The sequence below is a fragment of the Alicyclobacillus mali NBRC 102425 genome, assembly GCF_001570745.1.
GTDB lineage: Bacteria > Bacillota > Bacilli > Alicyclobacillales > Alicyclobacillaceae > Alicyclobacillus > Alicyclobacillus mali.
Genome location: NZ_BCSG01000003.1, coordinates 198,878 through 217,313 on the forward strand (window position 1 = coordinate 198,878; position 18,436 = coordinate 217,313).

General features: G+C 64.6%; 19 protein-coding genes. 9 read left to right on the top strand and 10 right to left on the bottom strand.

All coding sequences use genetic code 11. The features are described 5' to 3' along the window. Positions 1-38: 38 nt before the first annotated feature. Entirely contained in the window at positions 39-1,796 is a 1,758-nt protein-coding gene (locus AMA01_RS02445; protein ID WP_067846749.1) for an acyl-CoA dehydrogenase family protein, read from the bottom strand. A gap of 44 nt (positions 1,797-1,840) precedes the next feature. After that, positions 1,841-2,824 carry an NADPH:quinone oxidoreductase family protein gene (locus AMA01_RS02450; RefSeq protein WP_067846752.1) on the bottom strand — a complete coding sequence of 328 codons (984 nt, stop codon included), beginning with the start codon at positions 2,822-2,824 and terminating at the stop codon, positions 1,841-1,843. Between the two features lie 200 nt (positions 2,825-3,024). On the opposite strand from AMA01_RS02450, the gene AMA01_RS02455 reads away from it, so the two are divergent. Together AMA01_RS02455 and AMA01_RS02460 are read left to right on the top strand one after the other, a co-directional pair. Then, positions 3,025-5,058 carry a transglycosylase domain-containing protein gene (locus tag AMA01_RS02455; protein WP_067846755.1) on the top strand — a complete coding sequence of 678 codons (2,034 nt, stop codon included), beginning with the start codon at positions 3,025-3,027 and terminating at the stop codon, positions 5,056-5,058. 132 nt (positions 5,059-5,190) lie between these two features. Continuing rightward, positions 5,191-6,381, top strand: a complete 1,191-nt coding sequence (locus AMA01_RS02460) for a pyridoxal phosphate-dependent aminotransferase (protein ID WP_067846758.1) — start codon at positions 5,191-5,193, stop codon at positions 6,379-6,381. A gap of 58 nt (positions 6,382-6,439) precedes the next feature. On the opposite strand, the gene AMA01_RS02465 is transcribed toward AMA01_RS02460, so the two are convergent. Continuing rightward, positions 6,440-6,682, bottom strand: a complete 243-nt coding sequence (locus AMA01_RS02465) for a hypothetical protein (protein ID WP_067846761.1) — start codon at positions 6,680-6,682, stop codon at positions 6,440-6,442. Between the two features lie 141 nt (positions 6,683-6,823). Here AMA01_RS02465 and AMA01_RS02470 point away from each other — a divergent pair, with 141 nt between their 5' ends. Both AMA01_RS02470 and AMA01_RS02475 read left to right on the top strand, forming a co-directional pair. Then, positions 6,824-7,564 (top strand): hypothetical protein, encoded by a 741-nt coding sequence (locus tag AMA01_RS02470; RefSeq protein WP_067846764.1) that lies wholly within the window; start codon positions 6,824-6,826, stop codon positions 7,562-7,564. 140 nt (positions 7,565-7,704) lie between these two features. Then, positions 7,705-7,983, top strand: a complete 279-nt coding sequence (locus tag AMA01_RS02475; protein ID WP_067846767.1) for a hypothetical protein — start codon at positions 7,705-7,707, stop codon at positions 7,981-7,983. Between the two features lie 63 nt (positions 7,984-8,046). Here AMA01_RS02475 and AMA01_RS02480 read toward each other — a convergent pair whose 3' ends face one another. From AMA01_RS02480 to moaA, 3 genes are all read right to left on the bottom strand, one after another. Continuing rightward, on the bottom strand, positions 8,047-8,487 hold the full coding sequence (locus tag AMA01_RS02480; protein WP_067846770.1) for a hypothetical protein: 441 nt from the start codon (positions 8,485-8,487) through the stop codon (positions 8,047-8,049). Positions 8,488-8,597: 110 nt separating this feature from the next. Beyond that, on the bottom strand, positions 8,598-8,804 hold the full coding sequence (locus tag AMA01_RS02485; protein ID WP_067846772.1) for a hypothetical protein: 207 nt from the start codon (positions 8,802-8,804) through the stop codon (positions 8,598-8,600). Between the two features lie 63 nt (positions 8,805-8,867). Beyond that, positions 8,868-9,893, bottom strand: coding sequence for a GTP 3',8-cyclase MoaA (moaA, locus tag AMA01_RS02490; protein ID WP_067846775.1), 1,026 nt, complete (start codon positions 9,891-9,893; stop codon positions 8,868-8,870). 121 nt (positions 9,894-10,014) lie between these two features. Between moaA and AMA01_RS02495 the strand changes: the two genes are divergently transcribed. From AMA01_RS02495 to AMA01_RS02505, 3 genes are all read left to right on the top strand, one after another. Beyond that, positions 10,015-10,416 carry a methylglyoxal synthase gene (locus AMA01_RS02495; RefSeq protein ID WP_067846776.1) on the top strand — a complete coding sequence of 134 codons (402 nt, stop codon included), beginning with the start codon at positions 10,015-10,017 and terminating at the stop codon, positions 10,414-10,416. Positions 10,417-10,476: 60 nt separating this feature from the next. Continuing rightward, positions 10,477-11,727 (top strand): aminopeptidase P family protein, encoded by a 1,251-nt coding sequence (locus tag AMA01_RS02500; protein ID WP_067846779.1) that lies wholly within the window; start codon positions 10,477-10,479, stop codon positions 11,725-11,727. Positions 11,728-11,926: 199 nt separating this feature from the next. Continuing rightward, on the top strand, positions 11,927-12,865 hold the full coding sequence (locus AMA01_RS02505) for an alpha/beta hydrolase (RefSeq protein ID WP_067846782.1): 939 nt from the start codon (positions 11,927-11,929) through the stop codon (positions 12,863-12,865). Between the two features lie 60 nt (positions 12,866-12,925). On the opposite strand, the gene AMA01_RS02510 is transcribed toward AMA01_RS02505, so the two are convergent. The 3 genes from AMA01_RS02510 to AMA01_RS13995 all read right to left on the bottom strand — a co-directional run bounded on the left by AMA01_RS02510 (position 12,926) and on the right by AMA01_RS13995 (position 14,164). Then, a complete protein-coding gene (locus AMA01_RS02510) occupies positions 12,926-13,363 on the bottom strand; it encodes a GNAT family N-acetyltransferase (protein WP_067846784.1) in 438 nt (145 codons plus the stop codon). Then, positions 13,360-13,689: an MTH1187 family thiamine-binding protein gene (locus tag AMA01_RS02515; RefSeq protein ID WP_067846786.1), complete on the bottom strand. Its 330-nt coding sequence runs from the start codon at positions 13,687-13,689 to the stop codon at positions 13,360-13,362. Before AMA01_RS02515 ends, AMA01_RS02510 begins: the two co-directional genes overlap by 4 nt. 370 nt (positions 13,690-14,059) lie before the next feature. After that, positions 14,060-14,164 (bottom strand): putative holin-like toxin, encoded by a 105-nt coding sequence (locus AMA01_RS13995; RefSeq protein ID WP_230087674.1) that lies wholly within the window; start codon positions 14,162-14,164, stop codon positions 14,060-14,062. Between the two features lie 338 nt (positions 14,165-14,502). On the opposite strand from AMA01_RS13995, the gene AMA01_RS02520 reads away from it, so the two are divergent. Together AMA01_RS02520 and AMA01_RS02525 are read left to right on the top strand one after the other, a co-directional pair. Beyond that, positions 14,503-15,762 carry an MFS transporter gene (locus AMA01_RS02520; RefSeq protein WP_067846789.1) on the top strand — a complete coding sequence of 420 codons (1,260 nt, stop codon included), beginning with the start codon at positions 14,503-14,505 and terminating at the stop codon, positions 15,760-15,762. A 5-nt stretch (positions 15,763-15,767) separates the two neighbouring features. Beyond that, entirely contained in the window at positions 15,768-17,222 is a 1,455-nt protein-coding gene (locus AMA01_RS02525; protein ID WP_231862783.1) for a gluconokinase, read from the top strand. A 136-nt stretch (positions 17,223-17,358) separates the two neighbouring features. Here AMA01_RS02525 and AMA01_RS02530 read toward each other — a convergent pair whose 3' ends face one another. Further along, complete coding sequence (locus tag AMA01_RS02530) at positions 17,359-18,069, bottom strand: metallophosphoesterase family protein (RefSeq protein ID WP_067846795.1); 711 nt, start codon at positions 18,067-18,069, stop codon at positions 17,359-17,361. Positions 18,070-18,436 lie beyond the last annotated feature (367 nt).

An 18,436-nucleotide genomic window follows, 5' to 3' on the forward strand; every position in this document is an offset into this window, starting at 1 on the left:
CCGCAGGGCTGCCTCGACCACCGGGACCTATCACCCATTCAATCGATGGGATACCCGCCTTGTTCCACCACTGTGCGCGCCAACTTGCGCCGTTTCGCGATCCCGTCCGGATTGCGCAGACCCGCAAGATTGCGGATGGCGTCGAGCGCCCGCTCCCGCACGCCCGCGTGATCGCCAATCGCGGCGAAGAGCGCGACCGCGGCCTGTACCGCCGCCTGGATCTCGTCGTCTACCGCGACGCTGGCCAGCGCGGCATGCACCTCGGCCTGTGCCCCAGACGCCGCCTTTTCCGCGCGCGCCAGCGCGCTCTCCGCGGCGTAGAGCGAAATGGCGAGATCGGCCAAATGCATCGCGACCTCTTGCTCCGCATCGAGCCTGCCCGCGAACCGATCCGCCACCAGGGCGCAGCCGGCGAGGTACAGCGCGCGCATCTGCTCGATGGCCGCGCGCTCGTGGGCCGTCGGGCCAGCGCCCACCTGCAGCGGCTTGCCCAGCGCGTCCACCGCGGCAGACAAGCGGGAGACCAGCTCGGGCTGACGGCTCACGCGGCGCAAGAAGTGGGTCGGGATGAGCAGGCGATTGATCTCGTTTGTCCCCTCGAAGATTCGCTGAATGCGCGCGTCGCGGAGCATCCGCTCGACGTGATACTTGCGAATGTAGCCGTACCCGCCGTGGATCTGCACAGCCTCGTCGGCGGCCTTCCACAGCGTCTCCGAACCATGCACCTTGCAGATGGCGCACTCGATGGCGTGCTCGCGCAGCCGCGCTTCCTTCTCGCGCGTGGGCAGTTCGCCATACAGGGGCGCCAGCGCATCTTCGAGCATCGCCGCGGTCCGGTAGACGAGCGACCCGGCCGCGTAAATTCGCGCCGCCACGGACGCGAGCTTCGCCTGTGTCGCGGGAAACTCGGCGATGGCCCGGCCGAACTGGCGCCGTTCCGCCGCGTAGCGCGCCGCCACCGCCAGTGCCCGCTTCGCCCCGCCGACATTGCCCGCGCCGAGATTGTACCGGCCGAGATTCAGCACGCCAAGCGCCACCGCGTGTCCTCGGCCCACCTCGCCAATCACGTTTTCCACCGGCACCGGGCACTCGTCGAAAATCACCTGGCGCGTGGACGATCCATGAATGCCCATCTTCTGCTCCTCGGGCCCGAGGGAAATGCCCGGGAACGATTTCTCCACGAGGAACGCGGTGAACTGCTCCCCGTCGATCTTCGCGTACACGACAAACGTGTCCGCAAACCCCGCGTTTGTGATGAACTGCTTCGTCCCCGAGATGAGGTAGTGCGTGCCGTCTTCACTGAGCCGCGCCACCGTCTTCGCCGCGAGCGCGTCCGATCCGGCCGTGGGCTCGGTCAGGCAGTAGGCGCCGAGATATTCCCCGCTCGCCATCTTCGGCAGCACGCGCTGCTTAACAGCATCACTGGCGAAGTACGTGATGGGCAGTGTCGCGATGCAGGTGTGGTTGGAATGCGCCACACCGTACGCACCCGTCATGCCGACCATCTCACCCACGATGCCCTTGGAAATCTTGTCGAGCCCAAGGCCCCCGTACGCCTCCGGCACGCTGTGCGCGAGAAGGCCGAGATCGCCCGCCTGCTTAAGTAGTTGAACCACCCGGTCGAAATCCTCGGCCTCGATGGCATCCTGACTCGGCCAGACCTCCCGCTCCACGAAATCGCGCGCGGTTTTCCGAATCATGCGGTGCTCCTCGGTGAACTCCTCCGGCGTGTAGACGTCCGCCGGATCGGCCGAGCGCACCAAAAATTCCCCGCCGGGCACCTGAACCTGTTCCATCGTCGAATCTCCCTTCTCGATCACGGCGCGAATCGCCCTGGATGTCACGACACAGTCACGATGACCTTGCCGACCGTCTGCCGCCCGCCGAGCGCGTCCATCGCGGGAATCACGTCTTCGAACGGGTAGACATGCCGCACCAGAGGACGAATGCGCCCCGCCTCATACAGATGGATGAGTTCCTCGTGCATGGCGCGGACCGCGTCCGGATACAGGCGGTGAAACAGCCCCCAGTGCACGCCCACGAGGCTGTAGTTCTTCACGAGCGCGTGGTTCATGGGGACCTGCGGGATATGCCCGCTCGCAAATCCGATGACGAGCAGCCTCCCCTCGAACGCGATGCACCTGCGCGACTGGTCGAACACGTCGCCGCCCACCGGATCGAAGATCACGTCCGCGCCGCGGCCCGATGTGAACGCTTTCACCGCCTCCACAAAATCTGCGCTGCGGTAGTCGATCGCCTCGTCCGCGCCGAGCTGGCGGCACGTCTCCACCTTTTCCGACCCGCCCGCGGTCGCGATGACGCGCGCGCCCACGGCTTTGCCGAGTTGAATCGCCGCGGACCCGACCCCGCCCGCACCCGCATGCACCAGCAAGACCTCGCCGGCTTTGAGCCGCGCCAGGCGGTGGAGCGCGTAATACGCCGTGTGATAGGTGACAAACATCGCGGCGGCCTCCGCCGGAGATGCCCCCTCGGGCACGCGGTGCACCTGCGCAAGCGGCACCACCACTTGCTCCGCCAGGCCGCCGTGCGGCAGCTGCGGCAGGGCAATGACGCGCTCGCCCACCTGAAACGCCGACCCCGGTGTGACCTCTTCGATCACGCCGCACACCTCGACGCCGGGCGTGAAGGGCAGAGGCGGCTTCTCCTGATACTGCCCTTGGCAGACCAGCAGATCCAGAAAGTTGAGCGCCGCCGCTTCGACGCGGATGCGCGCGCTTGCTGGCTGCATCGCGGGATTAGGAATCTCTTCAAGGCGCAGCACATCGCGATGGTGTCCCAATTCTCGCACAACCCACGCTTTCACGGCTCCCCCTCCTTTCGAATGTGAAACGAGAGTTCAAAAAAGAAACAAACGAACGAGCCCCCACCTCTCATTTCAGTGTACGTGACCTCACTCTCTGTCGCAAGCATCCGCTTTCACGCAGACGAAACTTGACATATTTTTCTTTTCTATGCGCACACTACCGTTGTGCGCATCTAATTTCCGTCCGGAGGTCGCGAGCCATGCCGAAACCGTTCCTTTCCGACGCCGATTCCCCGCTTCCGCGCCGCGCCCGGCGTTCCTTCGCCCGAGTCGCCGCCGTGGCCTTTGGCGCCGCGTTTGGCGCCGGATTCGTCGGTACCTCGCTCGTGCTCGTGGGCCTCAAACTGCTCCCCCTGCCGTCGACCGCAGACACCGCGCCGACCGAGCTGACGAGCGCGGACGGCCGCCCCATCGCCCTCTGGTCCCCAGCCGGACAGGCGCGGGCCACCCTGCCGCTCGGCACCTTCCCGCGCTGGCTCATCCAGGCGACACTCGCCACCGAAGACGCCAATTTCTACCGCGATCACGCCATCAGCGTGCGCTCCACGCTCCGTGCCGTGGCGGTCGATCTGCGGCACGGCGAGATCGTCCAAGGCGGTTCCACCATCACGCAGCAGCTCGCGAAAAACCTGTACCTCACCCAGGATCGCACGCTCGGCCGCAAGCTGCGCGAGGCCATGCTCGCCACGCAGCTCGAGTTGCACGAGCCGAAGGACTGGATTCTGGACCGATACCTCAACGTCGTCTACTACGGGCACGGCGCGTACGGCGCGCCCGCAGCGAGCCAGCTCTACTTTGGCAAACCCGTTCAGTCGCTCGATCTCGCCGAGAGCGCCCTGCTCGCCGGCCTGCCCAAGGGCCCGACGCTGTACTCGCCGCTCGATCACCCCGAGCGCGCCAAGGCTCGCCAAAAGGTGGTGCTGGAGCGCATGGTGCAGACGGGCTACATCACCCAGGCCGAGGCCGACGCCGCGTACGCCGAGCCCCTGCACATCGAGCGCCACCAGCCGCCCACGCTTCAGGCGCCGTACTTCAGCGACATGGCGTTCCACGAAGCCAAGCGGATGGCCCGGCTCACAGACGGCGATCTCGACGCGGGCTACGTCCGCATTCACACGACGCTGGATCCGCTGCTGCAAAAGGCGGCAGAGCGCGCCATTCAGTCGACCCTGCCGAAGGGGAGTGAGCTCCAAGCCGCGCTCGTCGCCCTGGATCCGCAAACCGGCGCCATCCGCGCGCTGGTCGGCGGACGGGATTACCGCGAGAGCCCGTACAACCGGGCGCTCGGCGAGCGGCAGCCGGGATCGACGTTTAAGGCGTTCGTCTACGGGGCGGCGCTCACACGGGGTTGGACGCCCGCGCGCGAGGTGGACTCCAAGCTCACCACGTTCATCTACGGCCCGTCTCCCAAGGACGAGTACACGGTGCACGACTACGGCGACATCTACGCCGGTCGGCCGCTCACGCTGCGGGAAGCCATCGCCCGGTCGGACAACGTGTACGCCGTGCAGACGGAACTCGCCATCGGAGCCCAAAACGTCGTGGACTTCGCCAAGAAGCTCGGAATTCAGGAGGAGATGAAGCCGTATCCCTCTCTGGCCCTCGGCGTGTTCCCCGTCACCCCGGTGGAATTGGCCGCAGCCTACGCGGCCTTCGCCAACGGGGGCTACAAGGTCTCGCCACACACCGTCGAATCCGTCGACACGCCGTATGGCCGCACGGTCCATCCGCTCGAGAAGACGCGCGTCATCTCGCCCGAGCTCGCGTTTCAGATGACCGATCTCATGCAGAGCGTGCTGGCACCCGGCGGAACGGGATATGGCGCTCGGCCGTACCTGCACGCCCCGGCCGCGGCGAAGACCGGGACAACGGATACAGACGCCTGGATGGTGGGTTACACGCCCCGGCTGGTGGTCGCGGTGTGGGTGGGTTACGACTCGGGCCGCCCGCTCACGGTGGAGGAGTCTCACCTCGCTGCACCCATATGGGGCAAGTTCATGGGCACCGCACAGGCGCACCTGCCCGGGCCGTGGTACACGCCGCCGTCCGATCTCGAGGCTGTCCGGATCGATCCGCTGTCCGGCGCGCTCGCCACGCCCCAGTGCGGCGCCGCGGAGACGGACTACTTCCTGCCGGGAACCGCCCCCACGGCCACGTGCCCGCTTCATCGGGCGCCGGTTGTGCCCGAACCCGCGCCGAGCCGATTGTGGAACTGGCTGCGGCGGCTCTTCTAGCCCCGCTGCGGCCGACGCTTTGCGCAAAGCCGCACGAGCGCGGGCAACGCTCGCGCCGGCGCGGAATCTTGCGACAAGTCGAGCGCAGCCTGTGGTACAATGGCGGAGAGTAATCCATGGGGGCGTGAACGAGTGGAAGAGCGTCTGTCGAGACGAGTCAGAACCATCCGGCCGTCGGCGACCATGAGCGTCGACAGCAAGACCAAGCAACTCATCGCCAAGGGCCAGCCGGTGATCAACATGAGCGTCGGCGAACCGGACTTTCAAACGCCGGTCCCCGCCGCCTTCGCGGGCATCCGCGCCATCACCAACGGGCAGACCCGCTATACCGAGGCCGCTGGCATGCTGGCTCTGCGCAAGGCCATCGCGCATAAGCTTCAGACCGAAAACGGCCTTCACTACGCGCCGGAGCAAATCGTGGTCTCGAACGGCGCGAAGCACACGCTGTACAACATCTTCGTGGCCATCCTCGACGAGGGGGACGAGGTGATTCTCCCCGCGCCGTACTGGACCTCCTATCCAGAGCAGATCCGCGTGGCGGGCGGCAAGCCCGTCGTGATCGAGTGCGGGCCCGAGACGGGCTTCAAGCTCACGCCCGAACAGCTCGCCGCGGCCATCACGCCGCGGACCAAGGCGGTCCTGCTGAACAGCCCGTGCAACCCCACCGGCTCGGTGTACCACGAGGACGAGCTGAAGGCGCTCGGCGAAGTCCTGCGCCAGCACGACGTCTACGTCGTGCTCGACGAGATTTACGAGCGCCTGGTCTACGGCGTGAAGCACGTGAGCCTCGTGGCCGCCTGCCCTGATTTGTACGATCGCGCCCTCGTCGTGAACGGCTTTTCAAAGGCATTCGCGATGACGGGGTGGCGCCTCGGCTACGTGGCCGCGCCGCTCGATCTCGCCAAGGCCATGGCGAGCTTCCAAAGCCACTCCACGGGCAGCCCGGCGACCATGTCGCAGATCGCGGGCGAAACGGCGCTTGCGCACTTCGATCCAGGCGTGATCGACGTGTTCCGCCGTCGGCGCGATGCGCTCGTGGCCGGACTCAACAGCCTTGAGGGCGTGCGCTGCCTCGTGCCTGAAGGCGCGTTTTACGCGTTCCCCGACGTCCGCGGGGTCTTCGGGAGACGCTATGAGGGCCAGGCCATCGAGTCGAGCGCGGACTACTGCGAACTGTTGCTCGAACACGCGCTTGTCGCGAGCGTGCCGGGCGAGGCGTTCGGGGCACCGGGCTACGTCCGCTTCTCGTATGCGGTGCGCGACGAGGACGTGATCGAAGCCGTGAATCGCATGCGCGAGTTCCACAGCAAGCTGACGAACTGAGCCAGCCGCACTTGGCGCGAGGGCCCCGACGCTTCGGGGCCCTCCGCTTATGTCGGCCTCACTGCGGCTCGCTCGAGGCGCCCGGATGCGCCGGGTGGATCTCCCCGTGTGCATCGAGGATTTGGTGATCCTCTTGCACCTCAATGAGGCCCGCGTTGTGCAACGCCTGCAACACTTCGAAGAGACTGTCGCGCTTGTCCTCCGGCAGGGATCGCACGAATTGATTGATGTCCTGCGCTGGGGCCAGTTGCACGAAGTGCACCCCGCCGTACTTTGCGTACAAGTCGCGCCTGTACGTCATCCGCTCCCCTCCTCGCTTTGCCAACAAGCGTATTGTCCTCCGAAGCCGCCGAGCCTATGCCACTTGGGCGCGTGCCCCGCACGGCCCTCAGGCGATTGTCATACGCTTTAGGAGCAGGCTGGGGAAGCGAGGTGGACTGTGATGAATGCCAAGCCCCAGAAGGCCGAGCGCATCCCCGGCGTCGCGCTCGCGAAGGCGCAGGCGTCGCGCCCCGCGAACGGGCGGGGAACGAGAAGAGGCGCCGCGCGATCCGGCGGGCGAAACGGCTCGCCCGCGCAGTCGAAGGCGGGCAGCAAGTCGCCTGCTCCATCGCAGCTCCTGACGCCCAAAAACATGCAGGACACGCTGAAGACGGTCGGCAATCTGCGGAACATGGTCAAAAACTGGCTGAACTATCTCCAGCAGGCCGACAAGATGCTGGATACCTTCTACGTCACAACCGGGGCTCTGAAGGAGAGCGGCGTGCTCGACAAACTGCTGAAATTCAAGGGCCGCAACCTGACGACCGAAGATTTCACCAACATTCTCGCCGCGCTCTTGTCGTCGCCGCTAGCCGAGGGATTCCTCAAGGGATCGGGCGGCAACGGTGGCGAAAGCGCATCGGCGCATGAGCCGGCCGGATCGGCGCAAAGCGCGCAGCCCGCGCCGAGCGCACCAAACGCGGCCGCAAACATCCAGCAGCCGCCCCAATCCCAGCAGGCGCCCGGGCCCCCATACGCCCCGCCGGCCTACGCGCCCTACGCTGCGCCCGTGCAGCCGTACGCTGCGCAGCAGCCAATGTACGGAGCGCCGCCGTATCCGTATTATGGACCTCCGCCCGCGCCTGTGCCGCCACCGGCAAGAGCTGCAACCGGCCCCGACACCGGACGCGCGCCCAGCTGAGCCCCGCGCCACGAGCCGCCTGGCCATCCGCCCGGGCGGCTTCTTGTGCCTCTTCACGAAATTTGCGCATTCCCGCATCATCCCGTTCGCATGCCTCTGCAATACAATGGAGACAGGATGAACCTGTGCGGGGAGGCGCCATGGCCGTGAGCAACCGGTGGATCTCCTGGTTCACGAGGTACTTCAGTTTCGCCGTGAACATCGCCCTGACCGTGTACCTTCTCTTTTTCCTAGGCCCGGGCCCGCTTTGGATTCGCGTACGCGATCACGCCTGGGCGGTCGCCCTGTTGTGGCTCGTGAACCGCCGCTCCGTCTACCGCGCGTTTCCGCAGCTCGTCGGTATTCGAGACGAGCCGGCTTCGGACTCGCGCGCACATCTTTCCCAAGAACCGCCGCAGTCACGGGACCCACAGGCGTAAAATGCCCCGCACAGCAAAAGGGCTGGTCCCCCGACAACTGCGGGGACCAGCCGTTGTTTCGTTTCAGTCCTTCGTCTGCTTCGGGACGAACTTCTTAATTTCCTTCAGCGTCTTCTCATCGACGGGCGGCCCATACTTTTTCACGATCTCGTCGACGTTCGTCGTCGGGCCGTTCTTCGTCGCGTCCGTGTAGGCCTTCACAAACTGCTTGAACCGGCTCTCGGGCACGGGCAGGCCGAGCTTATTCGCGAAGTTTTTCGCCAACGACTCGACCTGGTTCGGATCCCGCCACGAATCCGGCGGAACGTTCTTGACGTCTTCGAGGATCTCAAAGATGGCCTTGCGCTTTCCGGCCAGGTTTTGCTTCAACACGTCGAGCGATCCCGCCGGCGGCTGCTGCGCTGCGACCGAAAGCGGTGGCTGATCCACCGGCGCCGCAGCCTGCTGCGGCCGCTTGGCCTTCGCCTGTGGCTTGCGCCCCTTCTTTCCGGATGAAGCCGCCATGGTTGCACCCTCCTCCTCGCGTTGCCCCTACCGGAGCCTCTCCTCAGGGTATGCGAGCCAAAGGAAGGGTGTCTCGATTCTCACCGCCCAAAATAGCGCTGGCGGCGTACCTACGACTGCCTCACCTCGGGGCTTCGCAGGCGAATGTCGATGGCAGCGGCGAGGATGGCGGCCAGCACCATCAGCGCCGCGCCGATGGCGCCCCACCACTCGCGGTGCGCCGCGCACACAAGAAGCGCAAATCCTGTGAACAGCATCAGGCTCAAGCCGACAAACGCCACCACAAACATGTGAAGGACCTTGCGTACCACCTTCACGAGCCTTCCCTCCGCGTGCTTGGTGACAGCATCATACCAAGGGATGGGCGAAACGAAAACGGGTCAGCCGCCAATCCGCGACATCTCCACCTTCGGTTTTCTCGCCGTCGCCTCGCTCCGAATTTCCGAATATCGATCCTGGCGCTTGCGCCACACATCCGCGACAAACGCACCGATCTCCTGCTCCGACGCGCCGCGATCGAACAGCGGCCGAAGCGAAACGCCACGCGCGCCAAACAAGCAGGTGAAGAGTTCGCCAGCGGCCGTCACGCGAAGCCTCGTGCAAAATCGGCAAAATGGCCGAGACACCGAGTGGATGACGCCGATCTCGCCCTGACCGTCCCGGTACCGATACCGCGTCGCCACCTCACCCTCGCGCCGCGGAGGCAGTGGCTCGAGCGGATGCCTCGTCCCAATCCAGTCCAGGATCTCGTCGGCCGTCACCACGTCCTCCATGCGCCAGCCGTTGGTCGTCCCAACATCCATATATTCAATGAAGCGCACAATCACGCCCGTCCCTCGGAACCGCTCCGCGATGGCCACCACCTCGTCCTCGTTCCAGCCGCGGCGGACCACCACATTCACCTTCACCGGCGAAAGCCCCGCCTCCGCGGCGGCGTCGATGGCCGCGAGAACCCGCTGGACCGGAAAGCGCACGCCGTTCATCCGCGCCGCCACGTCCGGGCGAAGGGCGTCGAGGCTCACCGTGACTCGCGTCAGCCCCGCCTTCTTCAGCGCCATCGCCTTCTCGGGCGTCAGCAAGCTGCCATTCGTCGTCATGGCAATCTCGTGAAGCCCAGGCACGGCAGCCACCTTTTCGACGATCTCGACGACCTCCCGGCGCAGAATCGGCTCGCCGCCCGTCAACCGCACCTTCTCCAGCCCAAACGGCACGAGCGCCCGCACCAGCTTCGCAATTTCGTCCGGCGACATGAGCGCATCAGGGCGCAAAAACGGATAATTCGGCCCGAACACGTCACTCGGCATGCAGTACGGACAGCGAAAGTTGCATCGATCCGTGAGCGACACGCGCAGATCCCGAAGCGGCCGCCCAAGCCGATCCGCCAGCGCCTCTTCCCCCGTCGCCATGATGCACCCCCCATTTCTCGCACACCTTCAGTGTATCACGCGCGTCCTCTCGGTCCATCATTCCCCCAAAGCCACCTTTGCGCTACACTGGGGGCGTAAGATTTGCCGAGGAGGCACAGAGATGAACGTTGCCCTCATTGCGCACGACAACAAGAAGGACGACATGGTGAATCTGGCCATCGCGTATCAGAACATACTGAAGCACCACAACCTGTTTGCCACCGGCACGACCGGCCGCCGCATCCAGGAAGCCACGGGACTTGAGGTGCACCGCTTTCAGTCCGGCCCGTACGGTGGAGATCAGCAGATTGGGGCCATGGTCGCGAACGACGAGATGGACCTCGTCATCTTCCTGCGGGACCCACTCACCGCCCAGCCGCACGATCCCGACATCACCGCGCTCCTCCGCATCTGCGACGTGCACAACGTGCCACTCGCGACCAACCTCGCCGCGGCGGAGATCCTCGTCCGCGCCATTGAACACGGGCTGGCGGAGTTTCGGCCGCGGGATCGCAAGCGTTAAAGGCCGGGCCACGTCCCCACGGGCCCCACTCCGTGAGCCTATCTCGAGGAGGTCTCCCTCATGACGGAAACCATGAATCCGTACGCGAAGCGCCGCGAGGCCCTGCTTCGCCGCATTCCCGACGGCTCCATCGCGCTCTTCTTCGCCGGCCAGGCCCCCTATATGTCTGGCGATCACCCATACAGTCCGTTCCACGTCAACCGCAACTTCTTCTATCTGACCGGCATCACACAGGAACACTCGCGCCTTTTGCTCGCCAAACTCGACGGCAATGAACAGATCATCCTCTTCACGGAACACGTCTCCGAAGTGGAGGAAAAGTGGACCGGCAAGCGGCTCCCCGACCAACTGGCCCGAAGGATTTCCGGCATCGCGGAGGTGCAAGATCTCGCCCAGTTCGAAACGACGCTCGGGCGCATGCTTCGCACCGGCGAATACGAGTGGCTGTATTTAGATGTGGAGCAGGATCGATTCCACCAAACGGAGACTGAGGCGCACCGCTTCGCGCGCATCTTTCGGGACAAATACCCGGCCATCGTCATCCGCAACCCCTACGCCGAGGTGTGCCGGATGCGCACGGTGAAGGACGAGGCCGAGATCGACTGCATACGGCAGGCGATAGACATCACGCGCGAAGGCGTGTTGGCCATGATGAAAAGCGCGCGGCCGGGCATGTGGGAATACGAACTTGAGGCGCACTTTGACTTCGCGCTCCGATCCCGGGGCGTGCGGGAGCACGCGTTTCCGCCGATTGTGGCGGGCGGCGAGCGCGCGTGCGTGCTCCACTACGTCGACAACGACCAGGTCATTGAAGACGGCCAGCTTGTGCTCTGCGATCTCGGCGCGCAGTACGGCTGCTATTCGGCCGACATCACGCGCACGTTTCCGATCTCCGGTCGATTCACGCCGCGCCAACGAGAGATTTACAACATCGTGCTGGCGGCGATGGAAGCGACGATCGAAGCTATTCGCCCGGGTGTGACGACGAGTGAATTGAACGACGTCACGAAATCCGTGTTGGCGCAAGAACTGAAGCGCATCGGACTCATTCAGGACGACGGCGAAGTCGCGCGCTACTATTACCACGGCGTCAGCCATCGGCTGGGGCTTGACACGCACGACGTCGGATCGCCCAAGTGGCCGCTCGAGGCGGGCGACGTCATCACGGTCGAGCCAGGGCTGTACATCGCGGAAGAGGGCATTGGCATTCGGATTGAAGACGACGTGCTGGTGACGGAGGACGGCGCGGTCAACCTCTCGCTGAGCATCCCGAAGGACCCAGACGAGATCGAGCGCATCATGCGCGGGTGACGGAGCGCCCCGTGTTCGCCGGCGAGGCCGAGGGGGCTTTGTGTCGCCCCTCGGCGGTCGCCCGGCTGTGCGCGACGATTGGCGCGCGGCTGAGGAGGTTGGCGCACCTTTGAAAGCGAATTCATCAGACGGCGGAGCGCGGCCCGCTCGATGGACCGGGCCGTGAATGGACGCGGCCGCACGGAAAGGATGAGGCACCTTGACGAACGCAGGTCGCTGGGTGTTGCGAATGGTCGTGGGCGTAGTGGTTCTCGCCATTCTAGCATTGATCGCCACGATGGCGATAGGATACGTGGTTGCAGAGAAGTTGACGCATCCCGCGCGCAAACCCATCTCCACGTCCCCTGCCGCGTATGGCCTGAAATACGAAAACATCCGCTTTCCGTCCCGCGTGGATCACCTGATGCTTTCTGGCTGGCTGATCCCCGCCGCGAGACCGACGGATCGCATCGTGATTGAAGCGCACGGGTATCGGCAGAACCGCGCCCTGGATCACCCGGCGCTGCCGGTGGCCAAAGCGCTGCACGACGCCGGTTTTGCCGTGCTCATGTTCGATTTCCGCGACGAAGGCGAATCGCCCGGCACCGAGGTGACCGTCGGCGACTACGAGTTGCGGGACCTTCTCGGCGCCATCGACTACGCGCACAAGCTCGGCTACGACGAGGTCGGGCTCATCGGCTACTCGATGGGCGCGTCGACCGCGCTCGAGGCCACGGCGGCCGATCCGTCTGTGGACGCGACCGTCGCCGATAGCCCGTTTGACGATCTCGAGACCTACCTGCAGCAAAATTTAAGCGTGTGGACCAACCTGCCCTCGTTCCCGTTCAACGGAGAGATTCTGTGGGAGGTCAAGCACCTGTTCGGCCTGGATCCGAACGCGGTCGATCCGCTGAAACAGCTCGCGTCGGCCAAGCCTCGCCCGATTCTCCTCATCGCGGGGACCGCCGACACCACCATTCCGCCGGCGAACAGCGAGGCGCTGTACGACGAGTTGCATCGGCGCGATCCGGAGGATACGCTGTGGCTGGTTCCGGGAGCGAAACACGTGGGCGCGTACGATGTGGAGCCGAAGGCGTATGTGCATCATGTCGTCGACTTCTTCGAAGCGTACATGCCGGTGAACGTAACGTCGTCGTGACGCGGCCGCCTGCACGGAATGGCCCTGTGTGGCACGGCGCTGTATCAAAGGGTATGCTGTTCAGCGCTTTCGCGGGATCAGCCACGCGTTGTCGGCCTTGTCAAAACCGATATGCGGGTAATACGACATCGCCGTCGGAGCCGCCAACAGAAGCAACATGACTTCATCCGACAGCGCTTCGCGCGTCATCTCCACCAGCCGCTTGCCAATCCCCTGCCGCTGGTACGCGCGGTCCACGGCGAGATCGGACAAGTAGCAGCAGAAGCAAAAATCTGTGAGCGATCTCGCCACACCCACCAGAAGTTCGCCGTCCCACGCGGTGACCATCAGATCCGCTGCGTGAGCCATGCGCTCCATGCGAGCGAGATCGTCAACAGGGCGCCGGATGCCTGAGCGGCGAAACACGTCGGCCAATTGGGGGCCGGAGACGGGACGCGTGGTGGAGTTTCGATGCTCATCCTGTGGCTCCTTTCCCGGACAGCAAGCTCGGCCTGTCATGGCGCACGGTTGTACGCTCCTTCGCCGTTCAATTTCGACAGCACAGCCGCGACCTTTTCGTCCATCGAATGATGGACGTCGCGGCGATCGTCGATTTTGATCACGGTCGACAGCCGCTTGGCGCCCATGGCCACGAGCGCCTCGTGCATCTCCTGAATTGCCGCAAAGATGGTACTCAAATCTCCCTCGATGGTCGTGAACATCGGATCCAGCCGATAGTTCAGTTCTGGATAGCGCGCGATCACGCGCTCAGCTTCCGCGACGAAGTGGCTCACGCTCGTCTCGCCCGTGCCGATGGGCGAAATGCTGACAGCGACCATGGCCATGCACAGTCCCTCCCATGCCCAACACGGCAATTCCCAAACACCAATGCTAAACTGATGATATCAGAATCCGCGCGATGGGGGTTCTCCTCATCTGAACATTTCCGGAGCAACATCCCATCCGCCGCACACGCGCCGTTCGAGTGACTCGCTCGTCCATCTTGCCTAATATCCAATCCGTGGTGCGGTCTGGTGAAGGCTGGCCACACATTGACGAATATCCGCAATATGGTACACTTAAACTGAAAAGAGCGCCGGAGTTGCAGCCTCCGGCGCTCAGGCACCGACGCCTGGGCAGTGTCCCTGCCCGTCGCCATCGAACGTGATAGCTGTGAGCAGTGACCGCCCCGAGGCTGGGAGACCTGGGGGGCGGTCACTTGCGCGTCAAGGCAAGAACCAGAGCCACAACAAGCGACAAGAGCGCAATCACAAACGACCCAAATTGGATCCCCAGTGACACCGCGTCCGCCACTGTCATGGCCTCACCCCCTCCCGTTCCCGCGAGCGGGCAGGGAGTGACCCCCAAGGTGGTGCCCACCTGTAGCCTACCAAACTGGTTTCCATCCGTCACTGCACAAGTGAATCTTTCATAACACGGTTAGGAGATGTCCGCAGGTCTTCTGGTCCTGTCGCAACTCGAGGGGCCGCACCCGAACGCAGATCCCCCTTGCTCTGTGAAGCGCTTTCGTTTATGTTCAGTATATCGATTTCGTAAATCGTTTACTTTCTTTACCGCTCCAGCACTGCGCTCCCTTGTTGGCTTCGGGCATGCCGCGCGCTGGAGTCGGCTATCCTGACTTGCAAGGGGGATTACTCGTGAAGCGCTGGTGGATTGGCCTGCTCATTGGCCTCGGCGTGCTCATCAACTACTTCGACCGAACCAATCTGTCGGTCGCAGCAACGCCCATCTCGAACTTATATCATCTGTCCGACGCCCAGATGGGCATCATCCTGTCGGCTTTCGGATGGTCGTACGCGGCCTTCCAGATTCCCGTCGGCGCCTTGCTCGACAAGATCGGCGTGAAGTGGCTAAATCGCCTCGCGACCATCCTCTGGTCCATCGCCACGTTCATGACGGCCATCGTAAGCGGCATGGGACTCATCATCCTCTCTCGCGTGCTGCTCGGCGTCGCGGAAGCGCCCGCCTTCCCTGCGGCATCCAAGGCGACGGGCTACTGGTTTCCCGTGCGCGAGCGCGGCGTGGCCACCTCGCTGTTCGACGCGGCGGCCAAGTTCTCCAACGTCATCGGAACGCCGCTCGTCGCATGGGCGGTGACCACATGGGGCTGGAAAGGCGGTTTCTGGCTCACAGGTGTGCTCAGCCTCGTGTACGCAGCCTTGTACTGGGCCTTTTATCGCGATCCGCACGAAACCCGGCTCTCCCAGGAAGAGGCCGAGCTGTTGCGCGAGGGCGGCGCGCAGCAGGCTGGCGAGGCGGAGGCCGGGATCGGCAAGAGCCTCGCATACCTGCTTCGCCAGCGCAAGGTCTGGGGGCTGACGCTTGGGTTTGCGGCCTACGGCTACTCGTTTTACCTGTTCCTCACATGGTTGCCGAGTTACCTCGTCAAAGAGATGCACATGACGGTGCTGAAATCGGGCTGGTACACCGCTGGGCCGTGGCTCGTGGCCACCATCACCGATCTCGTCATCGGCGGTTGGTTGGTGGATCGCCTGATTCAGCGTGGGCACGACGTCACGCGCGTCCGCAAGACCGTGCTTGTCGTCGGCATGATCTTCGGCCTTGCCGTCATTCCGGCCGCGTTCACGCACAACCCGAACACGGCGGTCATCTTCATCGCCATCGCGCTTGGAGGCCTGGCGTTTTCGGCGCCGGTCGGCTGGAGCATCCCGTCGCTCATCGCGCCGAAGGGCACCGTGGGGCTCGTGGGCAGCATCATGAATTTCGTCAACAACCTGATGAGCATCGTCGCGCCCATCGTCACGGGGTTTGTGGTGCAGAGGACGGGATCGTTCGAATCCGCGTTTGTCATCGCGGGCGTGGTGCTGTTGCTTGGCATCTTGTTCTACGTGTTCATGCTCGGTAAGATTGAGCCGATTCCGGATCCGAAGGTGTGACTGCGGTGAATCGTCGAGATACCTGTATCGTGGGCCTGGATTTGGGTACCACGTCCATCAAAGCGGTCGCGTATACACCGGCTGGCGAGCTTCTCGCCAGCCGTTCGGCTGTCGTGAAGACGGAGACCGGCGCGGACGGACGCGCGGTGCAGAACCCGGACGACGTGGCGGATGCGGCGATGGCGGTGCTGGGCCATCTGGCGGCCGAGATCGCGCAGAAGGAGGGGCGCATCGCGGCGCTCGGCATGTCGGCTGCCATGCACAGCCTCGTGGCGCTGGACCCTCGCGACGAGCCGCTCATGCCGGCCATGACGTGGATGGACGCGCGGCCCGCCGAGGTGGCGCAAGCGCTCTGGGCGTCGCCGGACGGCCCGCGGCTCTATGCGCGGACGGGCACGCCGATTCACGCCATGGCGCCGGTTTGCAAACTGGCGTGGCTGCGCCGGGAGAGGCCGGACGTGTTTGCAAGAGCCCGGCGCTTCGTCTCCCTCAAGGAGTACGTGTGGCACCGCCTGTTTGGCGAGTGGGTGTGCGATCCGGCCATCGCCTCGGCCACGGGCTTGTTCGACGTGCAGAGGCTCGACTGGGATCCGGATGCACTCGAGTTCGCGGGCGTCCACGCCGACCAACTGAGCCGCGTGGTGCCCTCCGACTGGAGCCAGCCGCTTGCGTCCTGCCGCCTTGCCCCCCGCCTGCCGCTCGCAGAGGGCGCACAGGCGGTCGTCGGCGGATCGGACGGCGTATTGGCCACCTTGGCAGCGGGCGCCAAGGAGCGCGAGATGCTCGTGGCGACCGTCGGCACGAGCCTCGCCGTGCGCGCCGCAAGCCGCAGGCCGGTGACGAACGCCAGCCTGCGCACGTTCTGCTATGCCCTCGGCGAGGGTGAATACGTGCTCGGCGCACCGAGCAACGCGGGCGGGATTGTCATCGATTGGCTCGTGCAGACGCTGTTGGGCCACCCGGGGGAGATTGAGCAACTGCTTGCTGCGGCAGGCGATGTTCAGGTGGACGACCTCTTCGCGCTGCCGTATGTGGCGGGCGAGCGCGCGCCGTTTTGGGACGAGGGCATGTCGGCGGCATGGGTGGGCCTGCGCCTGCACCACGGCCCGCCGCACATGGTGCGCGCGGCGGTCGAAGGGGTCTTGTTTCACACGCGCTGGCTGGTCGAGGAGATGCTCGGCCTCGCCGAGGGAGCGCGCGGCGTGATGCTCGCGGGCAGGCTGTTTGAACAGCCCTGGATTGCCGAGTCAGCCGCAGCGCTTTTGCCCGTGCCCGTTTGGATGCAGGCAGACGCGGACGGTGCCGCCTACGGCGCAGCGATGATGGCAGGGCGGCGCGTAGGCGTGGACCTGCCGATGCTCGCTGTGATGCCGGGGCCGCAAGCGCAGGCGGTTGCGCGCGCGGATCTGGAGCGGCGGTACGCCACCTGGCGAGAACTCGTCGAGAAGCTTCGCGCGTGAGGGCAAAGGATGGCCCGAGCGGTGCAAGCCGATGAGCGATGCACGGCACCTGACATCACGGGGCCGAGGTCTGCAAAACCTCGGTCGCCCCTTGGCAGGACAAAGCCTCAGGCCGCGCCATCCGCGGGCACAAAGATTAAGACCCCGCGACGGGCGGATTCAAAATGTGATCCGCAAACTCCCCCGCCATGGGAACGCCCGACTTCCGGATTTCCGCTGCGGCACGCTCGAAGTCGTACAGCGTCTCCCGGAGTTCGATCTCGGGGCCGATGAGCGCCCAGCACGCGCCCCGCGCTGCGTTCGGAAGGCCGACGCTGCCCGCGTTCACGATGCGCTTGCCCGCCACCATCCGGTCAAACTGGACGTGCGTGTGCCCACAGACGATGATGGGCTCGCGCACATGGGCCACCATGGGCAGGATCTCCGCTTCTGGCGTGTCCCGCCGAATGGCCTCCTCGTCACTTCTCGGCGATCCATGGACGAAGAGTAGGTCGCCGAGCCCCTCCACATGAAGCGTCACGTGAGCCTTCTGACTGAGCAAGAACGCGCGTTGATCAGGCGTGAGCTGGTCATGACACCAGGCGTTCACGTCCGCAATCCAGCCCCGCACCCCTTGCTCCACGCCGTGGCGCTCGGCGACCTCCCGGTCGGTGTTGCCGCGGACGAAAGAAACGGCTCCGCCGAGCGACATCACCCGTTCCAATACCCGCCAGGGCTGCGGCCCGAAGGCGAGATCGCCCCCAAACACCAACGCGTCTGCGCCGGCGCGCTCGACCTCTTGGAGCACCGCGTCCAAGGCAGCCAGGTTCCCGTGGATGTCATACAAAGCCGCGACTCGAGCGGGCATGAAAAACCCTCCGTTCCGGGGCGAAACAGCTCCGCGCTCTCACGCGTTCAGCCCTCCGTTGGACATCGCCAACCCTTCGCTTGAATCATCATAACTGTTTGACGCATGCAACGCACCCCTGTTTCGATACGCGCCTCATGGAATTCTGACCTACGTCGCTCGCCACGCTCAAGCTTCATCATGAACTCGTTGGCCCATTGTTCCCCATCGAATTGCACTTGACTTTCCCATACAACTGTGCGAATCTACAGGCGGCAGGTAAAATGTTCATCTCCCACTGGCCGGAGCCCCATGCTCCGTTCCCCGAGCATCGGCACGGTGCTCACGTGAAGGTGGAACGTGCATGCAAAACCGGCATCGAATCCTC

Excerpts from the sequence above, each read along its gene's own strand:
- AMA01_RS02445 (WP_067846749.1), bottom strand. The coding sequence starts at position 1,796 with ATGGAACAGGTTCAGGTGCCCGGCGGGGAATTTTTGGTGCGCTCGGCC.
- AMA01_RS02455 (WP_067846755.1), top strand. The coding sequence starts at position 3,025 with ATGCCGAAACCGTTCCTTTCCGACGCCGATTCCCCGCTTCCGCGCCGC.
- AMA01_RS02465 (WP_067846761.1), bottom strand. The coding sequence starts at position 6,682 with ATGACGTACAGGCGCGACTTGTACGCAAAGTACGGCGGGGTGCACTTC.
- AMA01_RS02470 (WP_067846764.1), top strand. The coding sequence starts at position 6,824 with ATGAATGCCAAGCCCCAGAAGGCCGAGCGCATCCCCGGCGTCGCGCTC.
- AMA01_RS02475 (WP_067846767.1), top strand. The coding sequence starts at position 7,705 with ATGGCCGTGAGCAACCGGTGGATCTCCTGGTTCACGAGGTACTTCAGT.
- AMA01_RS02480 (WP_067846770.1), bottom strand. The coding sequence starts at position 8,487 with ATGGCGGCTTCATCCGGAAAGAAGGGGCGCAAGCCACAGGCGAAGGCC.
- moaA (WP_067846775.1), bottom strand. The coding sequence starts at position 9,893 with ATGGCGACGGGGGAAGAGGCGCTGGCGGATCGGCTTGGGCGGCCGCTT.
- AMA01_RS02495 (WP_067846776.1), top strand. The coding sequence starts at position 10,015 with ATGAACGTTGCCCTCATTGCGCACGACAACAAGAAGGACGACATGGTG.
- AMA01_RS02500 (WP_067846779.1), top strand. The coding sequence starts at position 10,477 with ATGACGGAAACCATGAATCCGTACGCGAAGCGCCGCGAGGCCCTGCTT.
- AMA01_RS02510 (WP_067846784.1), bottom strand. The coding sequence starts at position 13,363 with ATGACAGGCCGAGCTTGCTGTCCGGGAAAGGAGCCACAGGATGAGCAT.
- AMA01_RS02515 (WP_067846786.1), bottom strand. The coding sequence starts at position 13,689 with ATGGCCATGGTCGCTGTCAGCATTTCGCCCATCGGCACGGGCGAGACG.
- AMA01_RS13995 (WP_230087674.1), bottom strand. The coding sequence starts at position 14,164 with ATGACAGTGGCGGACGCGGTGTCACTGGGGATCCAATTTGGGTCGTTT.
- AMA01_RS02530 (WP_067846795.1), bottom strand. The coding sequence starts at position 18,069 with ATGCCCGCTCGAGTCGCGGCTTTGTATGACATCCACGGGAACCTGGCT.